The organism is Aeromicrobium sp. (assembly GCF_049587115.1).
Classification (GTDB): Bacteria; Actinomycetota; Actinomycetes; order Propionibacteriales; family Nocardioidaceae; genus Aeromicrobium.
The window spans coordinates 1-25548 of sequence record NZ_JBAVDI010000116.1; the positions used below are offsets into that span (position 1 = coordinate 1).

The window sequence follows — 25548 nt, forward strand, 5'->3', positions numbered from 1 at the left end:
TAGACGCCGCCGGTCAACAGCACACCGCCGTCGATCGTGATGGTCTGGCCAGTGACCCATGCCGCGTCCTGCGAGAGCAGGAACGTCACGACCGAGCCAATGTCCTCGGGCAGGCCGAGCCGCTTGAGCGGATACGCCGCGGCCACCTGCTCCTCCTTGCCCTCGTAGAGCGCGGTGGCGAACTTGGTCTTGACCACCGCGGGCGCAACGGCGTTGACCCGGATGTCCGGACCGAGCTCCACCGCAAGCTCCTCCGTCACGTGGATCAGCGCCGACTTGGATGCCCCGTAGACGCCGATGCCGGGGGCCGGCCTGAGTCCGGCGACCGAAGCGATGTTGACCACTGCGCCACCGTGATCGCCCTGCCAGGCGTGGTAGACCTTCTGCGCCCACGCGATCGCCGAGATCACGTTGACCCGCATGGTCTTCTCCGCCGCGCCCAGGTCGACGTCGATCATCCGCCCGTACGTCGGGTTGATTCCGGTGTTGTTGACCAGGAAGTCGATCCGCCCGAAGGCGGCCAGGGTTGCGGCCACCGCTTCGTCCTGGTGCGCCTCGTCGTCGGCAGCGCCCGCCACGAAGATGGCGTGGTCGGCACCGCCCAGCGACTCGACCGCCTCGGCGAGAGCCTCGGCCTTGCGGGCCGTGATGCACACCTTGGCACCATCGGCGACGAGTCGCTCGGCGATCGCCAGACCGATCCCCCGGCTCGCACCGGTGATGATCGCGACCTGGCCGTCGAAACGACCGGTCATCAGGACAGGCGCTCCAGCACCATGGCCATGCCCTGACCGCCGCCGACACACATCGTCTCGACGCCGAACTGCTTGTCGTGATGCTGCATCGAGTTGATCAGGGTGCTGGTGATGCGCGCCCCGGTCATGCCGAACGGGTGTCCGATCGCGATGGCACCACCATTGACGTTCAGCTTGTCGATCGGGATGCCGAGCGCCTGAGCCGAGCCGAGGGCCTGCACAGCGAATGCCTCGTTGATCTCGAACAGGTCGATGTCATCGATCGCCATGTCGGCGTGCCTGAGCGCCTGCTTGACGGCCTCCACCGGCCCGAGGCCCATGATCTCGGGTGACAGACCGGTCACCCCGGTCGAGACGATGCGTGCCAACGGAGTCAGGCCGAGCGCCTTGGCCTTCGTGTCGCTCATGACGACCAGTGCCGCAGCACCGTCGTTGAGCGCGCAGCAGTTGCCCGCGGTGATGGTGCCGTCCGGACGGAAGACCGGCTTGAGCTGTGAGACCGCTTCCAGGGTGACGCCGGCGCGGGGCCCGTCGTCGGTGCTGACGACCGTTCCGTCGGGCAGCGTGACCGGGGTGATGTCCTTGGCCCAGAAGCCGTCGTTGATGGCCTTCTCGGCGAGGTTCTGGCTGCGCACACCGAACTCGTCCTGCTCCTGGCGGCTCATGCCGATCAGCTGCTGCACGTTCTCGGCGGTCTGGCCCATCGCGATGTACGCATCGGGCAGATTGCCGTCCTCGCGCGGGTCGTGCCACGCTTCGGCGCCACCCTCCGCACGCTGCTGGGTACGGGCCAGCGCCTCGTCAAACAGGGGGTTGAAGGCACTCGCCATGTCGGCCATGCCATGGGCAAATCGGCTCACGGTCTCGACGCCGGCCGAGATGAAGACATCGCCCTCACCCGCCTTGATCGCGTGGAACGCCATGCGTGTCGTCTGCAGACTCGAGGAGCAGTATCGATTGACCGTCACGCCGGGCACCTGATCCATGCCGGCCATGACCGACACGATCCGGCCGAGATTGTTACCGGACTCACCGGCCGGCTGGCCGACACCGAGGTGCAGGTCCACGATGTCCTGCCGGTCCAGTTCAGGAATTTTGCCGAGTGCGGCTTCGATCATCTGGACGGTCAGATCGTCCGGACGCATGTCCTTGAGCGAGCCCTTGACGGCACGCCCGATCGGCGAGCGGGCGGTGGCCACGATTACTGCTTCAGTCATCTCATCCTCTGGCTCTCAATTGAATGGTTCTCTGGTACGTGCAAGCAATGACTCGGCCGTCAGAATCCGAGGTCGCGGCCGATGAGCTCCTTCATGATCTCGTTCGATCCGGCCCAGATCTTGCTGACCCGGGCGTCGCGCCAGGCCCGAGCGACACGGTACTCGTTCATGAAGCCATATCCGCCGTGCAGCTGGACGCAGTGGTCGAGGACGTCGTTCTGGATCTCCGATGACCACCACTTGGCCTTCGCCGCGTCGGTCGCAGTCGCCTCACCCTGCGTGTGGGCCAGCACGACCTGGTCGACGTACGCCTCGGCCACCTCGATCTTCGTCACCAGCTCGGCGAGCAGGAACTTGTTGTGCTGGAGGCTGCCGATCGACTGCTTGAAAGCTTGACGGTCGTGGGCGTACTGGATCGTCTCGGCGAGGATCTGCTTGGCATGGGCGACGTTCGACACCGCGCAGGTCAGCCGTTCCTGCGGGAGCCGCTCCATCATGTAGATGAAGCCCCGGTCCTGCTCACCGATGATCCGATCGTCACCCAGACGCACGTTGTCGAAGAAGAGCTCTGAGGTGTCTGCCTCGGACTGCCCGACCTTGTCCAGCTTGCGGCCGCGACTGAATCCTTCGTCGGTCGCTTCGATCCCGAACAACGTGATGCCCTTGGCGCCCAGGTCGGGCGAGGTGCGGACCGCGGTGAGGATCAGGTCTGCCGAGAAGCCGTTCGTGATGAACGTCTTGGACCCGTTGATGACCCACGCATCACCGTCGCGGATGGCCGTCGTGCGCAGGGCCGCGAGATCTGAGCCACCGCCGGGTTCGGTCATCCCGATTGCCGTGACGATCTCACCGGTCGCACATCCGGGCAGCCAACGCTGCTTCTGCTCGTCAGTACCGAGATCCACGATGTACGGAACCGCGATGTCGGAGTGGATCGCCGCACACGATGAGAGTGCGGCGTTGAGCTTGCTCAGCTCCTCGGCCCACACCGCGTTGAAGCGGAAGTCGCCAGCCTCGGCGCCGTCGAAGGCCTCGGGGATCTCCAAGCCCAGGAAACCTTCGGCACCCGCGGTCAGCCAGAACTCACGCGGCAGGGCCTTGTTCTCCAGGTAGGTCTCGAGCTGGGGCTCGACGTGCTTGGCCAGGAAGGCCGCACAGGATGCGCGGAAGGCTTCGTGGTCCTCGTTGAAGATCGATCGCTGCAATGCTCTGCCTTCGATGGTGCGGGCGCCGGAGGGAATCGCGCTAAGCGCTTGCTTAGCATGCAAGCCCTCCGCCATGCTGTCAACCGAAGGAGGACCTGACATGACCACGATCACGGCACGCGAACGGCTCATCAACGCCGCGGTCGAGGCGTTCGCCGAGAAGGGCTTCGCGGGGACCACAACCCGCGACATTGCCTCGCGCGCCGGAATGAGCCCCGCAGCGGTCTACGTCCACCATGACTCCAAGGAGAGCCTGCTGTTCACGGTGAGCCTGGACGGGCACCGCCGCGCGCTCGATGTCATCACGTCGGCCGCGACTTCGGCCACGGATCCGATCGACCGGCTTCGCGCGATGGTCTATGAGTTCAGCCTCTGGCATGCCGACAACAGCAGAGTCGGGCGGATCGTGCAGTACGAGTACCACGCCCTGTCCGCCGAGCACCGCGCCGAGGTTGCCAGCTACCGGCGCAGCATCGAGAAGACCATGCAGGACGCCCTGGCCGACGGCGTCGACCAGGGCGTCCTGGATGTGGATGACGTGCCGGGGACGGCGTTCTCTTTGCTGTCCCTCGGCGTGGATCTGGTGCGGTGGTTCGAGCCGGGCGGATCGCGTTCTGGACCCGACCTGGCAACCCTGCACGCGAACCTCGCGGTGCGGATGACCCGCCCCGACATCTCCTAGCGGCGCGGCGCCAGCGACTTGCTCAGGCCTGGAGGACGGCCTGGGCGTTGATGTGGATCGAGATCTTGTCGCCGATCATCAACTTGTCCGAGCCCTCGACCGGCATGTTGAAGTCGATGCCGAACTCCCTGCGGCTGATCTGCGTGGTCGCCTCGACCCCGACACGAGTGCCGCCCCACGGGTCGCCGCCCTCACCGAGAAACTCGGTGGCGAGCTCGACGGACCTGGATACGCCCCGAATCGTCAGATCGCCGGTGACGACGAAGTCGGAGGCCCCGTTCTGCGCGACTCCGGTCGACACGAAGGTCATCGTGGGGTGGCTCTCGACCTCGAAGAAGTCCGAGGATCGGAGGTGCTCATCGCGGGCGGCGGTGCCGGTGTCGATCGTGCTGAGGTCGACCTCGACCTTGACACTTGAGGAGCCAAGGTCGGCGGCCGTGACGACCGCACCCTCGAAGCCGGTGAACTTGCCGCGCACCTTGCCGATCAGGTGACGAACCGTGAAGCCGATCTCGGTGTGCGTCGGGTCCAGGGTCCACGTGCCGGCGGTGACTGCGGTGGCGGTGCTCATGTGCTCTCCTCATGACTAGATAGTTGATCGTTCAACCAAATACACAGTACAGGACGTTGAAGATTCAATCAAACTTCGACGCGAGTACGATGAGTGCCATGGAGACGACAACGGTCACGCCGTGGTTGAGCGCGGAGCAGCAGCGCATCTGGCGCTCGTTCCTCGGTGGCACAACTGCTCTCATGGACCGACTCGATCGCGACCTGCGGGCGGCGCACGACCTGTCCGTGCCGGAGTACGAGATCCTGGTTCGACTTTCCGAGGCGCCGGGCCGCTCGATCCGGATGGCAGAGCTCGCCGACGCGGTCGGTCACTCTCGCAGCCGGGTGACCCACACGATCTCCCGACTCGAACGGGAGGGCATCGTCGTCCGCGGCCAGTGCGCGGATGACGGTCGCGGCGTGTCAGCCGTCCTGACCGACCATGGATTCAGCATCCTCGAGGCGGCCGCGCACACCCATGTGCAGGGAGTCAACGACTACCTGCTCGCGAATGCAGGCGCCGAGGACTTCGCCGCCCTCGGCCGCATCATGCACAAGGTCGCCGCTCAGCTGCACGGCAAGAACTTCTGATCCGCGCCCGTTCCGGTCAGTCCCGGGTCAGCTTGCGGTAGGTCACGCTGTGCGGTCGAGCAGCCTCTTCGCCGAGACGCTCGACCTTGTTGATCTCGTAGTCGGCGAAGTTGCCCTCGAACCAGAACCATCGCGCGGGAGTGTCGGCGTTGCCCTCCCACGCCAGGATGTGCGTCGCAACGCGATCCAGGAACCAGCGATCGTGCGAGACCACCACGGCGCAGCCCGGGAAGTCCAGCAACGCGTCCTCGAGGGACTGCAGCGTCTCGACGTCCAAGTCGTTGGTCGGCTCGTCGAGCAGCAGCAGGTTGCCGCCCATCTTGAGGGTCAGCGCGAGGTTGAGGCGGTTGCGCTCACCTCCGGACAGGACCTTGACGAGCTTCTGCTGGTCGGGCCCCTTGAAGCCGAATGATGCGACGTAGGCGCGGCTCGGCACCTCGTAGTTGGCAACCTTGATGAAGTCGAGCTCGCCGGAGACCAGCTGCCAGATGTTGAGGCTGTCGTCGATGCCGCCACGGCCCTGGTCGACGTACGAGATCTTTACCGTCTGCCCGACGTCGAGCGAGCCGTTGTCCGGCTTCTCCTCCCCCACGATCATGCGGAACAGGGTCGACTTGCCCACACCGTTGGGGCCGACGACGCCGACGATGCCGGCTCGTGGAAGGTCGAAGGTCAGACCGTCGAACAGCTCGCGGTCGCCGAAGCTCTTGTGCAGGTCCTGGGCGTTGAGCACAACGTCGCCGAGGCGTGGTCCCGCAGGAATGTTGATCTCTTCGAAGTCGAGCTTGCGGCCGCGCTCAGCCTCGGCAGCCATCTCCTCGTAACGACCGAGACGGGCCTGATTCTTGACCTGGCGCGCCTTGGCGTTGGACCGGACCCACTCGAGCTCCTTGGCCAGGATCTTGGCTCGTTTGGCGTCCTTCTTGCCCTCGACGACGAGACGGGCCTGCTTGGTCTCGAGGTAGGTCGAGTAGTTGCCCTCGTAGGGGTGCGTCTTGCCGCGGTCGAGCTCGAGGATCCACTCGGCGACGTTGTCCAGGAAGTAGCGATCGTGAGTGATCGCCAGCACGGCACCGGGGTAGCTGGCGAGGTGCTGCTCGAGCCACAGCACGCTCTCGGCGTCCAGGTGGTTGGTGGGCTCGTCGAGCAGCAGCAGGTCGGGCTGCTCGAGCAGGAGCTTGCACAGCGCGACTCGCCGGCGCTCACCTCCGGAGAGGTGGTCGACGAGCTCGTCCGGCGGTGGGCACCGCAAGGCGTCCATGGCCTGCGCCAGTCGGGAGTCCAGGTCCCACGCGTTGGCGTGGTCCAGATCGGTCTGCAGCTCACCCATCTCCGGAAGGAGCGTGTCGTAGTCCGCGTCCGGATCGGCGAGCTCTTCACTGATCTGGTTGAACCGGTCGATCTTGGTCTTGATCTCGCTGACGGCCTCCTCGACGTTCTGCAGGACTGTCTTGCCCTCGGTCAACGGAGGTTCCTGCAGGAGGATCCCGACCGAGGCATCCGGATCCTTGATGGCGTCGCCGTTGTTGGGCTGCGCCATGCCCGCCATGATCTTGAACAGTGTCGACTTGCCGGTGCCGTTGGGGCCGACGACGCCGATCTTGGCGCCGTGCAGGAACGACAGCGTGACATCGTCGAGGACGAGCTTCTCGCCGAGCTTCATGCGGACGTTGCGGAGAGTGAAGACGTAGTCAGCCATATGCCCCAGCCTATCGAGCCGGATCCACGAACGACGAACCGTGGTGCCCCGGGGAACCTCCCCGGACGGACACGACCGCGCCGTCGAGGTCAGCCAAGTGCGGCGAGTATGCCCGAGCGGTAGGCGCCGTAGGCGTCGAGCTCGGACTGGATCGGGGCGATGACCCGCTCCGTGGTGACCCGGTCGATCGCGGCCCGGAGCTGTTGGTCGGCCCGCTTGGCCTTGTGTCGTCCCACGATCCGGGCTGCCAGACGCGACAGGACAGCCAGTGCGAGCCCCGCCACGAGGGCTCCCCCGGCCGCGAAGACGGCCAGATCGACGCCGCCGACCTGACCGAGATCGGGGACGTCGAAGGATGCGAGGTGCCCGATGCCCTGGACCGCGAGCCAGCCCAGGCCGGCGAGCATCGTGGCGAACAGCAGGATCTGGAGCGCCTGGACGATGCGCCACCACGCCGCTGGGCGGGCCAAGCCGAGGCTGGTCCCATGAATCGCGCTGTCCAACGCGTCGACGACGTCGTCGCCCGGAGGGCTCGACACGTCACGGATCGAATCTCGCCACGGAGGGGTCAGCCCCACCGACGCCTTTTCGGCAGCATGGCGGATGGCGAGCTCGGCGCTGGCGCGCTGCACGTTGCCAGCCTCGGGCACCACGGCACGGACCAGAGCGGACATCGACAGGTCCTCGTCGAGCCCGAGGTCCTTCAGCGGGTCATCTCGGAAACGGTCCAACCACCGCACGACCGGCCAGTCGGTGTACTGCGCCGTGCGCCGCCGGGTGGAGGCCGCGATGGCGTCAACGATCTGCGGTACGCCGGCCCCATCCACCAGCGCCGAGTCCAGAGCCTCGCGGTCGGCAGGAGTGAGCCCGGGTGCCTGCCCGGATCCGCCCACAGCCACGAGAGCTTCGGCCGCTGAGGAGATGTCGGACCCGAGCCGCGACTTGGCCGAGGACTTGGCTCGGATGCGCGAGGCCATCTCCCGCTTGAGATCGTCGACGCCGTCGCCGCGGGTCGCGGAGACACCGATGACGGCGACGTCCGGCAGGCCCTCGTCGGCCAGGATTCGCCTGACGTCGGCCAGCGCTCGCTCGCGCTCCTCATAGGGGATGCGGTCGATCTGGTTGAGCACGACGAGGGTGACGTCGGCGTAGGACGCCATGGGCCGGATGTAACGGTCGTGGATGGCAGCATCGGCGTACTTCTGCGGGTCCAGCACCCACACCAGCAGATCGGCGTACGTGACGAGTCGGTCCATCTCGAGGTGGTGCGACACCTCGGTCGAGTCATGGTCGGGCAGGTCGAGCAGCACGAGTCCATCGAGCTTGGTGTCTGCGGAGGAGCGATCGAGCATGCTCATGCGCGACACCTGGTGGCGAGCTGGAATGCCCATCCACTCCAACAGGCCCTGCGCGCCGTCCGGACCCCAGGCGCAGGCAAGCGCCCACGACGTCGTAGGGCGGCGAACACCGACCCCGGCGAGCTCCAGATCGGTCAAGGAGTTGAACAGCGAGGACTTGCCCGAGCCCGTGGCACCGGCAAGCGCGACGATGGTGTGTTCGCCGGACAGCGTGAGCCGTTCGAGCGCCCGTTCCGACAGCGCCTCGGCCGGGGCCAGGACGTCGGCAGCGATGCGACCGCGGCTGGCCTCGACGGCCCGGGTCAGGCCATCGAGTCGAGCGGCGGCGTCGCTGCGGCCACCGCCGAAACCTGGTTCGGCGGTGGCGCTCGGGGAAGTCATGACGTTGGCTCTCCGTTCAGGAAGTCTGAGTGCCGAGCGTATTCGGCCTGGCGAGCAGACTCACGGAGGACATCCTGGTTCGCCTTGATCGTCTCCGGGCTCTCGACCAGGTCGAGGAATCGCTGGATCTCGCTCTCGAAGAGCGCGGCCGCGCGGGAGGCCAGGTCGGCCTGGACCCGATCGGCCAGGTCGGTCACGCCTTCCTCACCGAAGATCGCGTCCAGCAGCTTGCGAGCCAGAGCCGCGGTGCCGCCAACCTCCTTGCCCTCGCCATGGCGCGAGAACACCACAATCATGAGTGCGACGCCGATGCCGTTGACGCCGAAGGCGAGGAACTTCGCGGTCATGCGCTTGTCCGCGCCCTCGACGCGTACGACCTCCATGACCGACTGTCGCCAGTCGTGGACCATTCGTTCGGTGCGGACTCGGAAGTCGCGTGACGCCCGACCGATCCCGCGGTTGGCATCCAGCAGCGTGCGGCCAGCCGGAATCGTCGCCCACGCTCGCGACCCCGCTTCGGCAGCGGCCTCGGCGTGCTCGACCAGCAGCATCTGCAGTCCGGTCTCGATCGCTTCGATGACTTCGGTCGACCGGGTCCGCTTGCCGGTCACGCCGTCGACGAACCGATCCCGAATACGGCTGACCTTCTCCTCGACCGAGCGCAGCAGATCGCCCGTGCCGACGAACTCCTGCCAGCGGGCCAGAATCTCTCCACGCAGAATCGTGCCGTTGGCGCTCTGGGTCGAGAACGTGTCCAGGGCCTTCCGATAGATCGTGTCGACGTCACCATGAAGCACCTCGGCGGCCGCGATCTGGGCATCCATCGCATCCCCGACGTCGTGGGTCCGCAGCACGACGTGACGCACTGCCCCGTCAAGCGTGCGACTGACGACCATCCGGCGAGCGTCGGGATCGGCGGCGAGCTCCCGCAGCCAGACCACGATCGGCGAGACGGCCTCGTCAGGCAGCAGCCCGTCGGCGTCGACCGGGGATTCCGGGACGGTGAACAGCGGTGAGTCCGACAGTCCACGCGAGGTCATCATGCGGGCCAAATGGCCCCGGACCTCGACGACGGCCTCGGCGCTGGTCCGATCGAGCACCACGGCAACCGAAGTGCTGCGCTCGGACGCCTGGCGCAGGTAGTCCCATGGCACCTGGTCGGCGTAGCGGGCCGCGGAGGTGACGAACAACCAGAGGTCCGCCGCGGCCAGGAGCTGGGCAGCCAGCTCCCGGTTGCCCTTGTCGATCGAGTCGACGTCAGGTGCGTCGAGGATCGCCAGGCCACGAGGGATCTTGTCCGATGAAGCGAGCCGCAAGGCGTACGTGTCGTTGGACGCCACGTCGGTGCGAGGCAGGTCAGGAAGGATTCGGTCGGGTCGGAACCACTCGGCGTCGTCGGGGTGGTGCACCAGCACCGGCGAGCGAGTCGTCGGTCTCAGTACGCCCGACTCGGTCACCAGCTCCCCCACGAGGGAGTTGACCAGGGTGGACTTGCCGGCGCCGGTCGAACCGCCGACCACGGTCAGCAGGGGGGCATCAAGCTGGACCAGCCGGGGCAGGACGTAGTCCGAGAGCTGGTCGGCGACCTTGGCATGAACACTTCGGGCCAGGTCGACATCGTCGACCTCGAGCCGCAGCTGCACGTCGCGCACGGTGATCAGCAGCTTGCTCATCGCACCCAGGAGCTCGGCCGACGCGTGATCGCTGGCCACGGCGCGCTCCTCTCGTTGGTGACGTGTGTGCGGATGGGGGTGTCTGAGCACAGATTAGTGGACGGGAACGCTGTTCGCCGCCACGCCTCGTGCGGCGCGCGGGTCAGAAACGACGGGTCGTGCTCTGAAGTGCCGGAGGGAATCGCAGAGCGGGTCGCAACGCATACATCGCATCGAGCAACGCGTACGTCCGTTCGACCCCGTGGGGGATGGCTCGGCCCTTCATCATCCCGTCGTGGAGAAAGGCCATCTCGGTCGCATGGCGCTGGTATCGAGTGATGACCCGGGCCGCGCGTCTGCCCTCGCGTTCCTTGGCGAATCGGCGGGCGGCCTTGCGGTAGCCGAACCGCGACAGATAGGGGATCTCGGCCGGGTGGATCCACCCGCGCTGGGCGACGTAGGACAGCGAGCGCTCCAGGATCTTGACCTGGCGAGTGCGGATGATGACCGCGAGGATCGCGATGCCGACGAGCACGAGTGCGAGCACGAGGTAGGCCAGCACGAAGCCGGCACCTCCGCCATAGCTCAGCGAGCCGTTCCAGAGCGCGTGCAGGCCGACGCTGACCGCCAGGCCCATCGTCATGATCACGATCTTGCCGATCTTGGAGCGTCGGGCCACCGCCAGGCCGACCGCTATCCCGAACGCCGAGGTGAACAACGGATGGGCGAACGGGCTGAAGAGACCTCGCACCACGAACGTCGTCGTGACACCCTCGGCGCCAGCGATCTGGATGTCAGGCGATCCGAGGTAGCTCGCGGCGTAGTAGCCGATGTTCTCCACGAAGGCGAAGCCGATGCCGACGAATCCGGCATACACGAGGCCGTCGATGAATCCGTCGATCACTCGGCGTGAGCGCGCGAACGTCAGCAGCAGAAAAAGACACTTGGACGGTTCCTCGACCAGTGGCGCGACGACTGAAGCGGTGGTCTCATCGCTGAGGTTCCAGGTGTTCTGGATCCAGACCTCGAGGGCGAGCGCGATCGCGACGGCCACGACTCCACCCCACACGAAGGCAGCGAACTTGTAGCGCCGCGGCTCCGGCTCGTAACGATCGAGCCACCAGTAGGCGAGCCACAGGAGCGGGAGCGGGATGATCGCGAACAGGATCGACAGGCCCGCACCCTCCGGGTCGCCGGCGCTGAACGAGATCGCGACTCCACCGGCAATGCCAGCCACCGCAATCAGGACGAACAAACTGATCAGCGGCACTCGTCCGCGCTGGCGGAATGGCTCTCGATACCGGGGCAGCGCGGCTGGGATGGCGGCGGCAGTCGCTTCTGTCACCTGCAAATCGTAGGGCATCGGTCCCGACCGGGTTCGGGTCCGCATGCTTGTCGACCTGCGCAGATAGGCTTGCCCCGGGCGTCACCGCCCGAGCGCCCGTAGCTCAGCCGGATAGAGCAAGAGCCTTCTAATCTCTAGGTCGCAGGTTCGAATCCTGCCGGGCGCGCAATTCGAGCTTTGCATTCACGCTCGACCCCCGGCGCACAGGATTCGGGGAGGAGGGCGCCCAGCGCCCGACGGAGTCCTGCCGGGCGCCTGCGCGGCTCCGGGGCCCAAGTCCGAAGATGACCGCAGGGTGACGGACCCGAACTGCGGGCGCTCCTACACTGACCGACATGCGAGTGGTTGTGGTCGATGACGAACGGCGCATGGTCGAGCTCATCGTGAGCTACCTCCAGGAGGCCGGGATGGACGCACAGGGCTTCTACGACGGCCGCGCCGGACTCGCCGCGGCGCGCGGTGAGGACGTCGACGCCGTCGTCCTCGATCTGATGCTTCCAGCGATCGGCGGGATCGAGGTGTGTCGCAGGCTGCGCAAGGAGGGCAACACCGTCCCAGTCCTGATGCTCACTGCCCGCGGGGCCGTGAGTGAACGAGTTGCCGGACTGGAGGCGGGTGCGGACGACTACCTGGTCAAGCCATTTGCTCTGGAGGAGCTTGTGGCGCGCCTCCGCGTGTTCCAACGGCGAAATGAGGTAATCGAGGACCCGGTGCTCGTCCTGGCCGATCTCACGGTCGATCCGACGGCCAGACTTGCCTGGATCGATGGGGTCGAGCTGGGACTGGCTCGCCGTGAGCTCGACATCCTGGTCACCCTCGCCGAAAACGCTGGCAGGGCCGTCAGCCGATCGTTCATCATCGACGAAATCTGGGCCGACGAGCCCGACATCCGCAGCAATGCTCTGGACGTTCACATGTACCGCCTTCGCACCAGCATCAGCGAGCGCTCCAGCAGCGTCACTATCACCACCTTGCGGGGCGTGGGATGGCGCCTGGAACGCCGGAGCTGAGCGCGTGACCTTCCGGCGGTCGTCGCGCCTGACGATCAAGCGTCGCCTCGTGCGCAATGTGGCGCTCGCGATGCTGATGGTTCTGCTGGGGACGTCAAGCTTCGTGTTCTGGCGTGTGGATCACGCCCTGGACCGACAGCTGACGCGGGATCTGCGTGCGTATCACGACGTCGTCGCCCACGCCATCGTCGCCGGAACAGACGTGCCATCGCGGACACCCGGCGAGTGGTATCAGGTGCTCGACCGGGACGGCACGATCGTCGCCGGGAGCCCGCGCCCCCCGGTCGCGAGACTCCTCACACCTGCGCTCGAGCTTCACGCACGACGGGAGGGCAGCCTGCACGTCGACCGTGGCTCCTTCGTCCGGCCGGAAGGCTACGCTCTGCGAATCGCGGCAACGACATCGGAGGCTCCCCTCGGTCAAGTCGTCATCGTGACTGCCATCAGCAGGCGAGCCCGCGACGAGGCGCTGCGTGAGCTGCTGGGGCAGCTCGCCGTCGCGAACGTTTTGGTGTTGATCGCTGCGTCCTACGTTGGCTACCGGACGGCCCGCGGTGCGCTGGATCCCGTCGAGCGCTACCGGGTAACCGCAGCAGCGGCAGGTGAGACCTCCGGAATCAGACTTCCCGTCGACGTCGATCGGGACGACGAGGTGACCCGACTGGGACATACGTTCAACAACCTGCTCGCGAGACTCGAGCGCGCCAACGAACGCGAGCACCGGTTCATCGCAGACGCGGCCCACGAGCTCCGCACTCCGCTGGCGCTCCTGAGCGCTGAGGTCGAGCTGGCTCTGCACCAGCCACGATCTGCTGACTATCTCCACGACGTCGTCGTGGCGGTCGCTGCTGAGACAGAGCGGATGGCAGGTCTGGCCAATGCGCTGCTCGACCTGGAGGAGCTCGAGAACGGCATACAGGCCTCCGAGGCGCCGACGCGCATCGACGCACTGCTGCGAAGGACGGCCGACCGCTACCGCCCCGTTCTCGAGCGCAACGCTCGCGACATCACCGTCGAGGCCGCGGATGTCTCGTGCATGGTCAGTGAGCCGTGGATCGATGCGGCTCTCAGCAACCTGGTCTCCAACGCCGTCAGGTACGGAGCGGGACCGATCCGCCTCTCCGCATGGGTCGCCTCGGACACGCTGACGATTGCGGTCGACGATCAGGGCGAGGGATTCCCGGCCGACCTCATCCCCCGTGCCTTCGATCGCTTCACCCGTGCCGACGCGAGCCGCACCACCCGCGGCTCGGGACTGGGGCTCGCCGTGGTCATGGCGGTCGCCCAGGCCCATGGCGGCACCGCTCGGATAGAGGTGCCCTCGGACTCTCGTGACGGAGCAGCCGCTCGTGTCGTCCTGCAGCTTCCCTGCCGATGACGACACGTCAACCCCGAGGGTTCATCCTGCCGTCATGACGCGTTCGTAGTGTCTGGACCAGGAGCGGCTGCCACGGTCACTCCCGAAGGGACGCTTTGATGGGAACACTCTTGTCCGCTGATGCAGCCAGTCTGCTCGCACGCCTTGGAATCGACATCCTGGCGATGCTGCTCCTGGTGGGGTGGCTCTATCGCCGCCGCCACTCCGCACCCGCGATGCCCCTGGTGTTCGCGGTGCTGAACATCGGCCTGTTTGCCGCACTCTCAGCGATCTCGTCCGGAAGCTTCAAGGCAGGCATCGGGTTCGGACTCTTCGGTCTGCTCTCGCTCGTCCGACTGCGCAGCACGGCGTTCACGCTCAAGGACGTCGCCTACACATTCATCGCGCTCGTCCTGGGTCTGATCAACGGGCTCCAGCAACGGCAGATGTGGCTGGTGGTTGCTCTCAACATCCTGCTCGTCGTCGCGGTGGCGGTCACCGACGACTCGCGGTCTCGACCGGCAACGAGAGTCATGCGTGTCACCCTCGACCACCTGGTGCTTGATCCCGAGCTGGCCCTCGCCGAGCTCACGGCACAGCTCGCTGTACCCGTCGTGACCGTGGTCATCGAAGAGATCGACATGGTGCGAGAGACCACCCGCGTCTCGGCACGCTATGAAGTGCCTGAGGCGACGGATGGATGGCCTGCCGCAGACCAAGACGTGCCACAGGGGCTCAGCGCGTGACGGACACGTACCAGACGACTGGCGCGCCGCTGCGCCTCAGCGGGCTGCGGACCGTCAGTCTCGATGACGTGGTGGAGAGCGCCGCACTCATGAGGCGGGTCGATCGCAAGTACCTCGTGCCTGCCGCAACAGCCGACGCGCTGATCGACGCGCTTGCACACAGCCACGCCGCACTCCAGATCGCCGGCCGAGCTTCGACCACGTATCGCAGCACCTACTTCGACACTCCCACGTTCGCCTCCACACGGCATCACATCCAGGGCCGCCGCCGCCGGTGGAAGATCCGAAGCCGTTGGTACGTCGAGGACGACTTGTGCCGGGTCGAGGTGAAGACCAAGAACGGCCGCGGCGAGACGATCAAGGTCGCCGGTCCGAGCAGCCCCGAGCGCTACGGCCGCCTCGACGGGGCTGAGCTGGCGTTCGTCGAGTCCGTCCTCGCCGAGACGCATCCCGAGCTCTCGCCGAGTGATCTCGTGCCCTCTGCGGAGGTCACCTACACGCGCGCAACTCTCGCGGACCTGTCTGCTGGCACCCGGGTCACGATCGACTGGGGTGTCGTCGCGTCACTCGCGGTCGGCTCAGCGTGGATCGACGACGATTTCGTGCTGATCGAGACCAAGGGCCGAGCGCTTCCCGCCCGCGCCGACCGCGTGCTCACTTCGCTCGGCGCGCGGCCGCGCTCCTTCTCCAAGTACGCCGCTGCCACATCGCTGCTGCACGACGACATCGCTGACAACGACATTCGCGACATACGCGGGCGCCTCCTGCACTGTCACTCTCACTCGACTCAAGGACTCAGATGACCGTTTCCATCGTCAGGCCGCACACCCTCCGCTACCTCCTGGTCGCCCTGGCTGCCATCCTGGCCATCGGGATCGGATTTGCGCGCCCGGTTCTGGCTTCCCACTCCCCCAATCTGTCAGCCACGGACCGGATCAAGGCAGATCCGCCGCCAGCGCTCTTCTCCGACGCGCAAGCCTCGACGATGGGTGAACACCTCGCCGCCCAGGCACGACCTGCCGCTGACGCCATGACGTCATGGTGGACCGCGCACGGCAGCACGCCGGACGACGCCGCATTCGTCTCGTGGCTGGAGCGGCAGATCCCCGCGCCACCCACGCAGGGAGCTCGAAGGAACGAGCTTCGGCAGGTCCAGAGGCTGGCAGCCAGGCGTACTCCCGCCGGCATAGCCGCTGCGACGTGGCTGGAGACCAATGGCAAGAAGGACATCTGGAAGCTCTATCAGCATGACCAGCGCGAGCTCCTCGGCAAGACCGCCGGCAAGGCCGAGAAGCAGGACCTCAAAGTGATCCTCGCCATGGCCAAGACCGCTTCCGACAGCGTGGCCGCAGTGGACCGCCAGTCCGCGCCGTACGTGCTGGACCCAACTCTGCGCCCGGAGAAGATCATCAAGCCAGGGAGTGTCTGCCCTTGCTCGTACCCCTCCCGCCACGCCGCGCGCTCAGCGGCCGCGCGTTCCTATCTCGGATATCTCGCCCCTCACCGCCTGCCGGACTACGTGTCGATGGAGGAGCAGGTCACCTACTCCCGCATCTACATGGCCGGACACGTCCAGAGCGATCTTGACGCGGGCACCATGCTCGGGGACATGATTGCCGAGTACATCCTGGTCACCCGGGGCCATCGATCGGTGCCTTCCCCGACCCATCGGTGAGAGACTGCCGACGTGACAGATCGGGTGTGGTCGCCGTGGCGCACCGTCGTCGGGTTCGGTCTGGTCAGCCTGACGGCCGATCTCGTGTACGAGGGTGCTCGCTCGGTCACGGGTCCGCTGCTCGCGTCGCTCGGCGCCTCTGCGCTGCTGGTGGGGATCGTGAGCGGTGCCGGCGAGGCCATCGCGCTGGTGCTCAGACTGTTCTTCGGACAGCTGGCCGATCGGACCGGAGGTTACTGGCGACTGACGATCGTCGGCTATGGGCTGACGGCCGTGTCCGTCCCGCTGTTGGCGCTGGCCCCGTTCGTCGGCTCGGCGGGACTGGCGCTGGCCTGCGTCCTGATTCTCGCCGAGCGCACCGGCAAGGCCGTGCGGAGTCCCTCGAAATCAGCCCTGCTGGCCATCGCGGCCGAGGGGGTCGGCCGCGGCAGAGGATTCGGCGTTCACAAGGCTCTGGACCAGATCGGGGCCTTCGCCGGTCCGCTGGCGGTAGCCGGCGCAGTCGCCATCACCTCGCGCATCTGGCCCGCCCTCGCGATGCTCGCCATCCCCGGAGCCGTCGCGATGGCACTGCTGCTGGTCGTGCAGCGACGAATGCCCGTTGCCCCCGCCGCTGAGATCTCCCCGAGCCCTGCCGCTCCGGGCGGCCGGGTCACGCAGAATCTGGGCCTGGACCTCCCCCACCGGTTCTTCGTGTTTGCCGGCGCCGCCGCGGCAACGACCGCCGGTCTCGTCAGCTATGGACTGATCGGATTTCACCTGAGCACCCAGCAGGTGGTTTCGACGGCCATGGTCCCCGTGCTCTACGCAGTGGCAATGGCCGCTGCCGCCGTCGCCGCACTGATCACGGGCTGGACCTACGACCGCGTGGGCGGCAAGGTGCTCTACGGCCTGCCGATCCTGGTGGCCCTCTCGCCGGCACTGACGCTCTCCTCACAGCTGCCGCTCGTGCTGCTCGGGCTGCTCGCCTGGGGTTCGGCGATCGGACTCCAGGACTCGACGGTCAAGGCCCTGGTCGCCGATCTCGTCCCCGCCAGCCACCGTGCGACGGCGTACGGAGTGTTCGCGGCGATCCAGGGCGGGGCGGCCGTTCTGGGCGGGGCGGTGGCCGGCTTCCTCTACACCCGTTCGATACCGACCCTGGTGGCCATCGTGATCGTGACCCAGGTCGTGGCACTCGCGCTCATCGCCAAGTCGACCAGAGGCGCCGATCGGAGCCGGTAGCACCACGGTCGGATCCGGCCGGACGATCGTCCGGCCCTGAACTCCCCCGTCTCTGCATCGAAGGGTCTGCCGCGCAGGCACGTGACGGTGCACTTGGATGGGGTCATGGATCATGCCGCCCTCGTCGCCGCTCTGGCCGGGTTGGGCTTCGGCCTGTCACTCATCGTCGCGATCGGTGCGCAGAACGCCTTCGTCCTGCGGCAGGGCCTGCTTCGTCAGCACGTGCTCGTGGTGGTGCTGATCTGCGCGGTGTCGGACGCTCTGCTGATCGCTGCGGGCGTGGCGGGTATCGGTGGTCTGCTGGAGCTGGCTCCCTGGCTGCTCGACGCGATGCGCATCGGCGGAGCGGTCTTCCTGCTGACATATGCCGGACTCGCTGCGCGGCGAGCCGTCCGGCCGACCGGGCTCGACGAACATCCCACCTCGTCTCCGCGGCTGTTGCCGGTCGTCAGCACCGCGTTGGCGCTGACGTGGCTCAATCCGCACGTCTACCTCGACACGCTGCTGCTGCTGGGCTCGGTCGCCAACACCCACGGTGACAACCGGTGGTGGTTCGCGGTCGGGGCGGCTCTGGGGTCGGTCGTGTGGTTCTCGGCCCTGGGCTTCGGCGCGCGCCTCCTTCGGCCGCTGTTCGCCCGCCCCATGGCCTGGCGCCTTCTTGACGGACTCATCGCCGTGGTCATGTCGGCGATCGCAGTCAGCCTCCTGCACGGTCTAATGGACGCGTGAAGTCCTTCGCTCTGGTCGCCGCCGGCGGCGCTGCGGGCACCCTGTGCCGCTACGGGACGCTCGCAGTCCTGGACACCGACCAGCTGTTCCCGCTGGCGACCTTCGTGGTGAACGTCGCCGGATCCTTCGTTCTGGGAGCCCTCCTGGCGACTTTGCTGGTGCGCGACCACAGCGTCCCAGCCAATCGGCTGCGCCTCCTGCTGGGCACCGGCTTTCTCGGCGGATTCACGACGTACAGCGCGCTCGCCGTCGAGACCGACGCCCTCCTGCGCAGCGACCACGGTGCGCTCGGACTGGCGTACGCCCTGTCCACCGTCGCGGCAGGCCTGCTCGCCGCTCTCGCCGGTGTCGCGACAGCTCGGACGGTGGTGCGATGACGCCGCTGCTGGTGGCCCTGGCCGGAGGTATGGGCGCTGGATCTCGTTATGCGCTGGACGGATGGATGCGACCACGCGTGTCGCCGCGTCTTCCGTGGTCGACGCACCTGATCAACGTCAGCGGTTCGCTGCTCTTGGGAGTCCTCATCGGATTGAACACGGGAGACATGTGGCTCAGCGTGGCCGGCACGGGATTCCTGGGCGGCTACACGACCCTCAGCACCGCGAGTGTCGAGACGGCACACCTGGTGCTGGATCGCCGCTACGGCGCGGCCGCAGTCAACACCACCGCGATGCTCGTCTTGAGCGTCGCGGCAGCGTCGTGCGGGTTCTGGATCGGGCGCAGCATCTGACGCGTGCCGGACAGCCGGCGTCAGGCCTTCTTGGCCGCGTCGATCGCCGTCTGCAGGTTGGCCGGGTTGGGAGCCTCGACCACCTTGCCATCGACCATGACCGTCGGCGTGGCCGACACCTTGGCGTCACGCGACGCGTCGGTCGCTGCACCGAGCCACGGCACGAATCGCTCGGACTTGATGCACGAGTCGATCCCGGTGACGCCCGCCTGCTCGGCGAAGCCGATCAATGCGCTGTCGGGCAGGCCGTTGCTGTTCTCAGCGGGCTGGTTGGCATAGAGCACGTCGTGCATCTTCTTGTATGCCTTGATGCCGGAGCTGTCGAGCACGCACATCGCCGCACTGCCGGCCCGACTGGAGTACTTGTTGCCGTTGCTCGCGGCATCGAGGAAGGCGATCGGGCGGTACTCCAGCGTGATGTCGCCCTTCGCGACGGCATCGGCCAGGAAGGCGCCGCTCTGCTGCTCAAAGCTGCGGCACGCGGGGCACTGGAAGTCCTCGTACGTCACGACCGTGACGGGATTCGTGGCGGGCTCGCCGGTCACCGCCTGGGTGTCGTAGCTGACACCGAACTTCGTCGTGTTGGCCGGATTGATGACCTTGTCGACCGTCGCGTTCTTGTCGCTCTCGCTCTTGATGGCGTAGCCACCGATCCCGACCAGGGCGATCACCACGGCGACGATCGCGATCGTGATGACATTGCGCTGCTTGCGGTCTGACTTCTCCCGCTCCTTGCGCATCTGCTCGGCACGGGCGGCACGCTGCTGGCGTTCGTTGCTCACTGCACTACTCCTGGTTCGGGCGGTCACCATCTGGACTAACGAGACTCGCTCGCCGAAGGTTCCATGAGACCCTACCGGGCCGCGCGACACACTTCGTCCGCGAGTCACAGTAAGGTTCAGGCCGTGAATGACAAGCTGGTGTGGATCGACTGTGAGATGACCGGACTTTCGTTGGAGGCCGACGCGTTGGTCGAGGTGGCGGCACTCGTCACCGACTACGACCTCAACGTGCTGGGCGACGGGATCGACCTGATCGTCAGGCCGCCTCAGGACGCGCTCGAGCAGATGAACGACTTCGTCCGGGACATGCACACGACCTCGGGCCTGCTGACCGAGCTCGAGGACGGCCTGAGCCTGAACGACGCCGAGGACCAGGTGCTGCAGTACATCCGCCAGTTCGTCAAGGAGCCCCGCAAGGCCCCGATGGCAGGCAACACCATCGGCACCGACCGCGCGTTCCTCGCTCGTGACATGACCGAGCTCGAGGGGTGGCTGCACTATCGCGTCGTCGACGTCTCCTCGATCAAGGAGCTGGCTCGTCGCTGGTTCCCGCGGGCCTACTTCGCCGCTCCGGCCAAGGCCGGGAATCACCGCGCGCTGGTTGACATCCAAGAGAGCATCGAGGAGCTGCGCTACTACCGGCGTGCTGTCTTCACCCCGGAACCAGGCATCGACTCGGGCACCGCAAAGGCCATCGCGGCCGAGGTCTCCGGTTCCTTGACGGGCGCGGTCTGAGTCACCTCAGGTCTGCGTTAGACTGACCGACGCCGTGTCGGGCGCATGCCCGACACGCGTGGTGGGTGTAGCTCAGTTGGTAGAGCACCGGCTTGTGGTGCCGGTGGCCGCGGGTTCAAGTCCCGTCATCCACCCCACGAGACCCCCGTTCCGCAAGGAGCGGGGGTCCGCTCATCTGCTCCCCAGCTGGATGTCGCCGCTGTCGGACCTGACGCGGACAAATCCAGCACCCTCCGCGTTCGACTCCAGGGTGTTGGCCACCGCGCCGGACCTCGACTTTGCCGAGACGACATAGCCGCGCTTGCCCGTGGGGACGGTCGCGTGAATGTCCCCCGCACCGGTGAAGGCCTTGAAGCCGAAGGGCTGCTTCGCAAAGGACGCCCTGATCTCACCCGAGCCGGTCTCGGCCGAGAACTCGTCGACCTCGAGCCGCGTCGCGGCGATGTCACCGCTGCCGGAGGTCACCGTGAGCACCCCCTCGGTCAGCGCATCGGTGACGACATTGCCCGAGGTCGTCCGGACCACGACCGGCAAGCCCTTGGGGATCTCGAGCGTCACCGCGACTCCACATCCCGGCGACAGCCAGGACTGGCACGCCGAGGCGATCTTGATCTCGTCACCGCGACGGCCGAGCGCGAACTGGGTCTCGCGCAGGCCTGACGTGATGCGGGCGCTGATGCTGACGACGTCATCGACACCCTCGACCAAGGTCACGTCGGCCGAACCCCCATCAATCACGACCTGGGCGGACCCGTCAAGCTCGACGACGCTGGTGGAGACCCGCGTGTCGCGCTTCAGCAACGAAGCGCCCAGCACGAGACCGACGATCACTCCGACGATCAGCACGGTGCCGACGACGGTCAGCAGGGTACGGGAGGCCGGTGAGCGCACGTCGTAGTCGGCAACTGTCTCTTCGAGCGTCACAGTGTGGACACCGGCACGACGTCCTCTGCGCCCTTGCGCGCCGCGTCCGCAGTCTCGTCGTCGGGCATCGTCTGGCTCTCGCGCTCGGCCTCGACGCGCTTGAGGTAGTGGTTGACCTCGTTGTCGCGCTGGGCCTGGCTCCAGCCGAGCACCCCACCCATCAGCTCGGCGACCTCCACGGCCACGTCGGTGCCGCGGTCGAACGTCTCGATCGAGATGTGCGTGCGCCGTGCGATCGCGTCGTCGAGATGCCGGGCGCCCTCGTGGGACGCCGCGTAGACGATCTCGGCGCGCAGATAGTCGTCCGCGCCGCTGAGCGCGTTGCCCAGATCGGGCTGCTCCGCGATCAGCTCGAGCAGCTCGTGGACCAAGGCGCCGTACCGGTGGAGCAGGTGCTCGATGCGTCCGACACCCAGACCGCTGGACTCTGCCAGCATCCGCCGCTGGTTCCAGACCGCTTCGTAGCCGTCCGCGCCGAGCAGCGGCACGTCCTCGGTGCAGGACTCGGGCACGGTACGGCCAAGATGCGAGGACATTCCGTCGACTGCGGCGTCGACGGCGTCCTTGGCCATCACCCGGTAGGTCGTGTACTTGCCGCCGGCGATCACGACCAGGCCCTTGACGCTGGTGCCGATCGCATGCTCACGTGAGAGCTTGCTGGTCGCCTCGTCCTCCCCCGCCAGCAACGGTCGCAGCCCGGCGTAGACACCCACGACGTCCTCGTGGGTCAGTGGCTCGATCAGGACCGTGTTGACGTGATCGAGGAGATAGTCGATGTCGCTGCGGCTGGCAGCGGGGTGGTCCTTGGACAGCGACCAGTCCGTGTCAGTCGTGCCGATGAGCCAGTGACGTCCCCACGGGATCACGAACAACACCGACTTCTCGGTGCGCAGGATGAGACCGGACTCGCCACGGATGCGGTCCTTCGGCACCACGAGGTGCACTCCCTTGCTGGCGCGCACGTGAAACTGACCCCGCTCCGAGGTCATCCCCTGGGTCTCGTCAGTCCAGACACCCGTCGAGTTGATGATCTGCTTGGCCCGGATGTCGAATTCACGACCGGACTCCAGGTCCTTGACCGTGGCGCCAGTGACCCGGTCTCCGTCTCGGAGCAGTCCCACCACGCGGGTGCGGCTCGCGACGTGGGCCCCGTACGCTGCGGCAGTGCGCGACAGGAACATCGTGTGCCGGGCGTCGTCGACCTGCGCATCGTAGTAGTGCAATGCGCCGACGAGTGCGTCCTTCTTGAGCGCTGGCACCATCCGACGCGCTCCACGGCGGGTCAGATGGCGATGCAGCGGCACACCTTGGCCGTAGCCGGATGCCTTGCTCATGGCGTCGTACAACGCGACTCCGGAACCGGCGTAGACCCGTTCCCACACGCGATGCGTCAGCGGGTACAGGAAGCCGACCTCGTGCACCAGGTGCGGGGCGAGCTTGCGCAGATTGAGGCCACGCTCCTTCAGCGCCTCGGCGACGAGTCGGAAGTCCAGCATCTCGAGGTAGCGCAGGCCTCCGTGCATCAGCTTGCTGGAGCGGCTCGACGTCCCGGAGGCGAAGTCTCGGGCCTCGACGAGCCCGACCGACAGCCCACGCGTCGCCGCGTCCAGGGCGGAACCCGCACCCACGACACCGCCGCCGATGACCAGAACGTCCAACGGGGTCTTGGCCATCGCCTCGAGAGCAGCTCGACGATTTTCAGGTGACAGCGCAACCGATTTCATGGGCCCAGTCAATCAGGTGCTCCAACTGACCTCGGAGGTGCGCGGGTCGGCCCCGTCCCGCGAGCGGGTCAGTCCGTCTCGACCCAGTCGAGGGTGCGGTCCACGGCCTTCTTCCACTGGCGGTGGCCCGCGTCGCGCTCTTCGGCTGTCGAGGTCGACTCCCATCGTCGCGACTCGTGCCAGTTCGCCGTCAGCTCGTCGGTGCTGGCCCAGAACCCCACGGCCAGGCCCGCAGCGTAAGCGGCCCCCAGAGCGGTGGTCTCCGCGACGACCGGGCGGCTCACGGCAACTCCCAGGATGTCGGCCTGGATCTGCATGCACAGCTCGTTGCTCGTGACTCCGCCGTCGACCCGCAGGATCTTCAGGTCCAGACCGGCATCGGCAATCATCGCGTCGACGACGTCGAGGCTCTGATAGCAGATCGCCTCGAGGGCCGCCCGGGAGATGTGGGCGACGGTGTTGAATCGGGACAGGCCGACGATGACCCCCCGGGCGTCAGAGCGCCAGTAGGGTGCGAACAACCCCGAGAACGCCGGCACGAAGTAGACCCCGCCGTTGTCGTCGACGCTGGCCGCCAGGCTCTCGGAATCGGCCGCGGCCTTGATGATGCCGAGCTGGTCGCGCAACCACTGGATCGCAGAGCCGGTCACCGCGATCGAGCCCTCGAGCGCGTAGACAGCCGGTGCGTCTCCGAACTTGTACGCCAGGGTCGTCAGCAGGCCATGGGTGGACCGCACGATCTCGGTGCCGGTGTTGAGCACCAGGAAGTTGCCAGTGCCGTAGGTGTTCTTGAGCTCGCCCGGCTCGAAGCACACCTGACCGACCAAGGCAGCGTGCTGGTCACCCAGATCGCCAGCGATCGCCACCTCACCACTGAACGGTCCGTCCTGACGGGTGTGGCCATACACCTCCGACGACGAACGGATCTCCGGCAACATCGACCGCGGGATGTCGAACAGCGCGAGCAGCTCCTCGTCCCACTGCAGGGTCTTGAGCCCCATCAACATCGTGCGGCTGGCATTCGTGACATCGGTGAGGTGCAGGCCGCCGTCTGGACCACCGGTCAGCCACCACATCAGCCAGCTGTCGGTGTTGCCGAAGATCGCGTGGCCCGCCTCGGCGTCGGCCCGCACCCCCTCGACGTTCTCGAGGATCCACTGGATCTTGCCCCCCGAGAAGTACGGAGCCGGTGGGAGCCCGGCGCGTTCGCAGATCAGGTCACCATGCCCGTCGCGGTCGAGTGCGCTGGCGATCTTGTCGGTGCGGGTGTCCTGCCACACGATCGCGTTGTAGTACGGCTCACCCGTGCGCCGGTCCCACACGACCGTCGTCTCGCGCTGATTGGTGATGCCGATGGCCACCAGCCCGTCGGCGGCGATGCCGGCGCGGCCCAGCGCCGTCTCGATGACCTCCTGCGTCGCCTCCCAGATCTCGTGGGGGTCGTGCTCCACCCACCCAGCACGGGGCAGGATCTGCTCGTGCTCGAGCTGATGACGAGCCACCTCGTGCCCGTCGTGGTCGAAGATCATGAATCGAGTGCTGGTGGTCCCCTGGTCGATCGCGCCGACATAGCGCGTCTGTCCGTCCGTAGCCATGCGCGAGAGCCTAGCGAGGTCCTCCGTCCTAGGCTCGACACATGCGCCTGATCCTCATCCGCCACGGTCAGACCCCAGCCAACGTCGACGGGGTGCTTGAGTCGACCGTCCCCGGGCCCGGTCTGACCGCGCTGGGTCACGAGCAGGCGATCGAGCTCGTGCCCGCCCTCGCCGACGAATCGATCGAAGCACTGTTCGTGTCGTCGATGGTCCGTACTCATCTCACCGCTGCACCACTGGTGGCAGACCGCAGACTGCAGCCGGTCGTGCGGGATGGCATCCGGGAGATCGCCGCGGGCGATGTCGAGGGCAACACCGACGATGCGTCGGTGCACCAGTACGTCCACACCCTGATGTCCTGGTGTGGTGGCGACCTCGACATGCGGATGCCGGGCGCTGAGAGCGGGCGCGAGGTCATCGCGCGATTCGACTCGGTGGTGGCCGAGGCGGAGTCGCTGGGCCTGGAGAATGTTGCGTTCGTCAGCCACGGTGCCGTGATCCGCGCCTGGTGCGCGGCCCGCACGCGCAACGTCGACCTCGAGTTCGTGACGCACCACTACGTCGTCAACACCGGCATCGTGGTCGTGGAGGGATCGTCCGACACCGGCTGGGAGGTGAGGTCCTGGCTCGGTGAGAGCGTCAGCGAGGCAGCTGCGATGGGTGTGGCCTCTGACCACAGCCCCGCGTCCGGACCTCTCGACGAGTAGCCACTGGACTGAGCGAGCCCCGCACCACCAGCGTGGGCGGGGCTCGTCAACTTGTCAGTCCGGCCGCATCTCCCCGTGGACATCACTGTGCGGGACGGTGGGGATCGAGCCGAGTCGCCCCTTCTGGAAGTCCTCGAAGGCCTGCATGACCTCGGCCTTGGTGTTCATGACGA

At 66.9% G+C, this 25548-nt stretch carries 25 protein-coding genes and 2 tRNA genes; 15 read left to right on the top strand and 12 right to left on the bottom strand.

Features of this window, described 5'->3' with window-relative positions:
- From WB461_RS10680 to WB461_RS10690, 3 genes are all read right to left on the bottom strand, one after another.
- On the bottom strand, positions 1 to 755 hold a 755-nt coding region (locus WB461_RS10680), incomplete at its 3' end, for an SDR family oxidoreductase (protein WP_423852715.1).
- On the bottom strand, positions 755 to 1972 hold the full coding sequence (locus tag WB461_RS10685; protein WP_423852716.1) for an acetyl-CoA C-acetyltransferase: 1218 nt from the start codon (positions 1970 to 1972) through the stop codon (positions 755 to 757). The genes WB461_RS10685 and WB461_RS10680, both read right to left, overlap by 1 nt.
- Before the next feature lie 59 nt (positions 1973 to 2031).
- Positions 2032 to 3177 (bottom strand): acyl-CoA dehydrogenase family protein, encoded by a 1146-nt coding sequence (locus tag WB461_RS10690; RefSeq protein WP_423852717.1) that lies wholly within the window; start codon positions 3175 to 3177, stop codon positions 2032 to 2034.
- 100 nt (positions 3178 to 3277) lie between these two features.
- Here WB461_RS10690 and WB461_RS10695 point away from each other — a divergent pair, with 100 nt between their 5' ends.
- Positions 3278 to 3859 (top strand): TetR/AcrR family transcriptional regulator, encoded by a 582-nt coding sequence (locus tag WB461_RS10695; RefSeq protein ID WP_423852718.1) that lies wholly within the window; start codon positions 3278 to 3280, stop codon positions 3857 to 3859.
- 22 nt (positions 3860 to 3881) lie between these two features.
- Here WB461_RS10695 and WB461_RS10700 read toward each other — a convergent pair whose 3' ends face one another.
- A complete protein-coding gene (locus WB461_RS10700; protein WP_423852719.1) occupies positions 3882 to 4430 on the bottom strand; it encodes a YceI family protein in 549 nt (182 codons plus the stop codon).
- Positions 4431 to 4528: 98 nt separating this feature from the next.
- Here WB461_RS10700 and WB461_RS10705 point away from each other — a divergent pair, with 98 nt between their 5' ends.
- Entirely contained in the window at positions 4529 to 5002 is a 474-nt protein-coding gene (locus tag WB461_RS10705; protein WP_423852720.1) for a MarR family winged helix-turn-helix transcriptional regulator, read from the top strand.
- Positions 5003 to 5018: 16 nt separating this feature from the next.
- Here the strand turns inward: WB461_RS10705 and ettA are convergent, their stop codons facing one another.
- From ettA to WB461_RS10725, 4 genes are all read right to left on the bottom strand, one after another.
- Entirely contained in the window at positions 5019 to 6701 is a 1683-nt protein-coding gene (gene ettA / locus WB461_RS10710) for an energy-dependent translational throttle protein EttA (protein ID WP_423852721.1), read from the bottom strand.
- A gap of 89 nt (positions 6702 to 6790) precedes the next feature.
- The gene (locus WB461_RS10715; protein WP_423852722.1) at positions 6791 to 8440 is read right to left on the bottom strand and encodes a GTPase family protein; all 1650 of its coding nucleotides are present in this window, start codon (positions 8438 to 8440) and stop codon (positions 6791 to 6793) included.
- Complete coding sequence (locus tag WB461_RS10720; RefSeq protein ID WP_423852723.1) at positions 8437 to 10152, bottom strand: ABC transporter; 1716 nt, start codon at positions 10150 to 10152, stop codon at positions 8437 to 8439. Before WB461_RS10720 ends, WB461_RS10715 begins: the two co-directional genes overlap by 4 nt.
- A 103-nt stretch (positions 10153 to 10255) precedes the next feature.
- Positions 10256 to 11437, bottom strand: coding sequence for a PrsW family intramembrane metalloprotease (locus WB461_RS10725; RefSeq protein WP_423852724.1), 1182 nt, complete (start codon positions 11435 to 11437; stop codon positions 10256 to 10258).
- Between the two features lie 92 nt (positions 11438 to 11529).
- Here WB461_RS10725 and WB461_RS10730 point away from each other — a divergent pair.
- From WB461_RS10730 to WB461_RS10775, 10 genes are all read left to right on the top strand, one after another.
- Positions 11530 to 11603: transfer RNA gene (locus WB461_RS10730), tRNA-Arg, on the top strand.
- A 169-nt stretch (positions 11604 to 11772) separates the two neighbouring features.
- Positions 11773 to 12447, top strand: a complete 675-nt coding sequence (locus WB461_RS10735; protein ID WP_423852725.1) for a response regulator transcription factor — start codon at positions 11773 to 11775, stop codon at positions 12445 to 12447.
- A 4-nt stretch (positions 12448 to 12451) separates the two neighbouring features.
- Entirely contained in the window at positions 12452 to 13825 is a 1374-nt protein-coding gene (locus WB461_RS10740; protein WP_423852726.1) for a sensor histidine kinase, read from the top strand.
- A 98-nt stretch (positions 13826 to 13923) separates the two neighbouring features.
- On the top strand, positions 13924 to 14550 hold the full coding sequence (locus WB461_RS10745; RefSeq protein WP_423852727.1) for a DUF4956 domain-containing protein: 627 nt from the start codon (positions 13924 to 13926) through the stop codon (positions 14548 to 14550).
- Positions 14547 to 15353 carry a polyphosphate polymerase domain-containing protein gene (locus WB461_RS10750; RefSeq protein ID WP_423852728.1) on the top strand — a complete coding sequence of 269 codons (807 nt, stop codon included), beginning with the start codon at positions 14547 to 14549 and terminating at the stop codon, positions 15351 to 15353. The genes WB461_RS10745 and WB461_RS10750 overlap by 4 nt, the downstream gene beginning before the upstream one ends.
- Positions 15350 to 16225 (top strand): hypothetical protein, encoded by an 876-nt coding sequence (locus WB461_RS10755; RefSeq protein WP_423852729.1) that lies wholly within the window; start codon positions 15350 to 15352, stop codon positions 16223 to 16225. The genes WB461_RS10750 and WB461_RS10755 overlap by 4 nt, the downstream gene beginning before the upstream one ends.
- A 12-nt stretch (positions 16226 to 16237) precedes the next feature.
- A complete protein-coding gene (locus tag WB461_RS10760) occupies positions 16238 to 17449 on the top strand; it encodes an MFS transporter (protein ID WP_423852730.1) in 1212 nt (403 codons plus the stop codon).
- A gap of 105 nt (positions 17450 to 17554) precedes the next feature.
- Entirely contained in the window at positions 17555 to 18178 is a 624-nt protein-coding gene (locus WB461_RS10765; RefSeq protein WP_423852731.1) for a LysE/ArgO family amino acid transporter, read from the top strand.
- On the top strand, positions 18175 to 18555 hold the full coding sequence (locus WB461_RS10770) for a FluC/FEX family fluoride channel (protein ID WP_423852732.1): 381 nt from the start codon (positions 18175 to 18177) through the stop codon (positions 18553 to 18555). Before WB461_RS10765 ends, WB461_RS10770 begins: the two co-directional genes overlap by 4 nt.
- On the top strand, positions 18552 to 18908 hold the full coding sequence (locus WB461_RS10775; protein WP_423852733.1) for a fluoride efflux transporter FluC: 357 nt from the start codon (positions 18552 to 18554) through the stop codon (positions 18906 to 18908). The genes WB461_RS10770 and WB461_RS10775 overlap by 4 nt, the downstream gene beginning before the upstream one ends.
- Positions 18909 to 18928: 20 nt before the next feature.
- Here WB461_RS10775 and WB461_RS10780 read toward each other — a convergent pair whose 3' ends face one another.
- Positions 18929 to 19690, bottom strand: a complete 762-nt coding sequence (locus tag WB461_RS10780) for a DsbA family protein (protein WP_423852734.1) — start codon at positions 19688 to 19690, stop codon at positions 18929 to 18931.
- A gap of 123 nt (positions 19691 to 19813) precedes the next feature.
- Between WB461_RS10780 and orn the strand changes: the two genes are divergently transcribed.
- Positions 19814 to 20425 (top strand): oligoribonuclease, encoded by a 612-nt coding sequence (gene orn, locus WB461_RS10785; RefSeq protein ID WP_423852735.1) that lies wholly within the window; start codon positions 19814 to 19816, stop codon positions 20423 to 20425.
- A 61-nt stretch (positions 20426 to 20486) separates the two neighbouring features.
- Positions 20487 to 20562, top strand: a tRNA-His gene (locus tag WB461_RS10790).
- A 34-nt stretch (positions 20563 to 20596) separates the two neighbouring features.
- On the opposite strand, the gene WB461_RS10795 is transcribed toward WB461_RS10790, so the two are convergent.
- The 3 genes from WB461_RS10795 to glpK all read right to left on the bottom strand — a co-directional run bounded on the left by WB461_RS10795 (position 20597) and on the right by glpK (position 24668).
- Positions 20597 to 21349 (bottom strand): DUF4097 family beta strand repeat-containing protein, encoded by a 753-nt coding sequence (locus WB461_RS10795; RefSeq protein ID WP_423852736.1) that lies wholly within the window; start codon positions 21347 to 21349, stop codon positions 20597 to 20599.
- Positions 21346 to 23073 carry a glycerol-3-phosphate dehydrogenase/oxidase gene (locus WB461_RS10800; RefSeq protein WP_423852737.1) on the bottom strand — a complete coding sequence of 576 codons (1728 nt, stop codon included), beginning with the start codon at positions 23071 to 23073 and terminating at the stop codon, positions 21346 to 21348. Before WB461_RS10800 ends, WB461_RS10795 begins: the two co-directional genes overlap by 4 nt.
- 68 nt (positions 23074 to 23141) lie before the next feature.
- Positions 23142 to 24668, bottom strand: a complete 1527-nt coding sequence (gene glpK, locus WB461_RS10805) for a glycerol kinase GlpK (RefSeq protein ID WP_423852738.1) — start codon at positions 24666 to 24668, stop codon at positions 23142 to 23144.
- A 41-nt stretch (positions 24669 to 24709) separates the two neighbouring features.
- On the opposite strand from glpK, the gene WB461_RS10810 reads away from it, so the two are divergent.
- A complete protein-coding gene (locus tag WB461_RS10810) occupies positions 24710 to 25375 on the top strand; it encodes a histidine phosphatase family protein (RefSeq protein WP_423852739.1) in 666 nt (221 codons plus the stop codon).
- The last annotated feature ends 173 nt before the right edge of the window (positions 25376 to 25548 follow it).

Coding starts and splice junctions, on each gene's coding strand:
- WB461_RS10685 (WP_423852716.1), bottom strand. CDS start 1,972: ATGACTGAAGCAGTAATCGTGGCCACCGCCCGCTCGCCGATCGGGCGT.
- WB461_RS10695 (WP_423852718.1), top strand. CDS start 3,278: ATGACCACGATCACGGCACGCGAACGGCTCATCAACGCCGCGGTCGAG.
- WB461_RS10700 (WP_423852719.1), bottom strand. CDS start 4,430: ATGAGCACCGCCACCGCAGTCACCGCCGGCACGTGGACCCTGGACCCG.
- WB461_RS10705 (WP_423852720.1), top strand. CDS start 4,529: ATGGAGACGACAACGGTCACGCCGTGGTTGAGCGCGGAGCAGCAGCGC.
- ettA (WP_423852721.1), bottom strand. CDS start 6,701: ATGGCTGACTACGTCTTCACTCTCCGCAACGTCCGCATGAAGCTCGGC.
- WB461_RS10715 (WP_423852722.1), bottom strand. CDS start 8,440: ATGACTTCCCCGAGCGCCACCGCCGAACCAGGTTTCGGCGGTGGCCGC.
- WB461_RS10735 (WP_423852725.1), top strand. CDS start 11,773: ATGCGAGTGGTTGTGGTCGATGACGAACGGCGCATGGTCGAGCTCATC.
- WB461_RS10745 (WP_423852727.1), top strand. CDS start 13,924: ATGGGAACACTCTTGTCCGCTGATGCAGCCAGTCTGCTCGCACGCCTT.
- WB461_RS10755 (WP_423852729.1), top strand. CDS start 15,350: ATGACCGTTTCCATCGTCAGGCCGCACACCCTCCGCTACCTCCTGGTC.
- WB461_RS10765 (WP_423852731.1), top strand. CDS start 17,555: ATGGATCATGCCGCCCTCGTCGCCGCTCTGGCCGGGTTGGGCTTCGGC.
- WB461_RS10775 (WP_423852733.1), top strand. CDS start 18,552: ATGACGCCGCTGCTGGTGGCCCTGGCCGGAGGTATGGGCGCTGGATCT.
- WB461_RS10800 (WP_423852737.1), bottom strand. CDS start 23,073: ATGAAATCGGTTGCGCTGTCACCTGAAAATCGTCGAGCTGCTCTCGAG.
- glpK (WP_423852738.1), bottom strand. CDS start 24,668: ATGGCTACGGACGGACAGACGCGCTATGTCGGCGCGATCGACCAGGGG.
- WB461_RS10810 (WP_423852739.1), top strand. CDS start 24,710: ATGCGCCTGATCCTCATCCGCCACGGTCAGACCCCAGCCAACGTCGAC.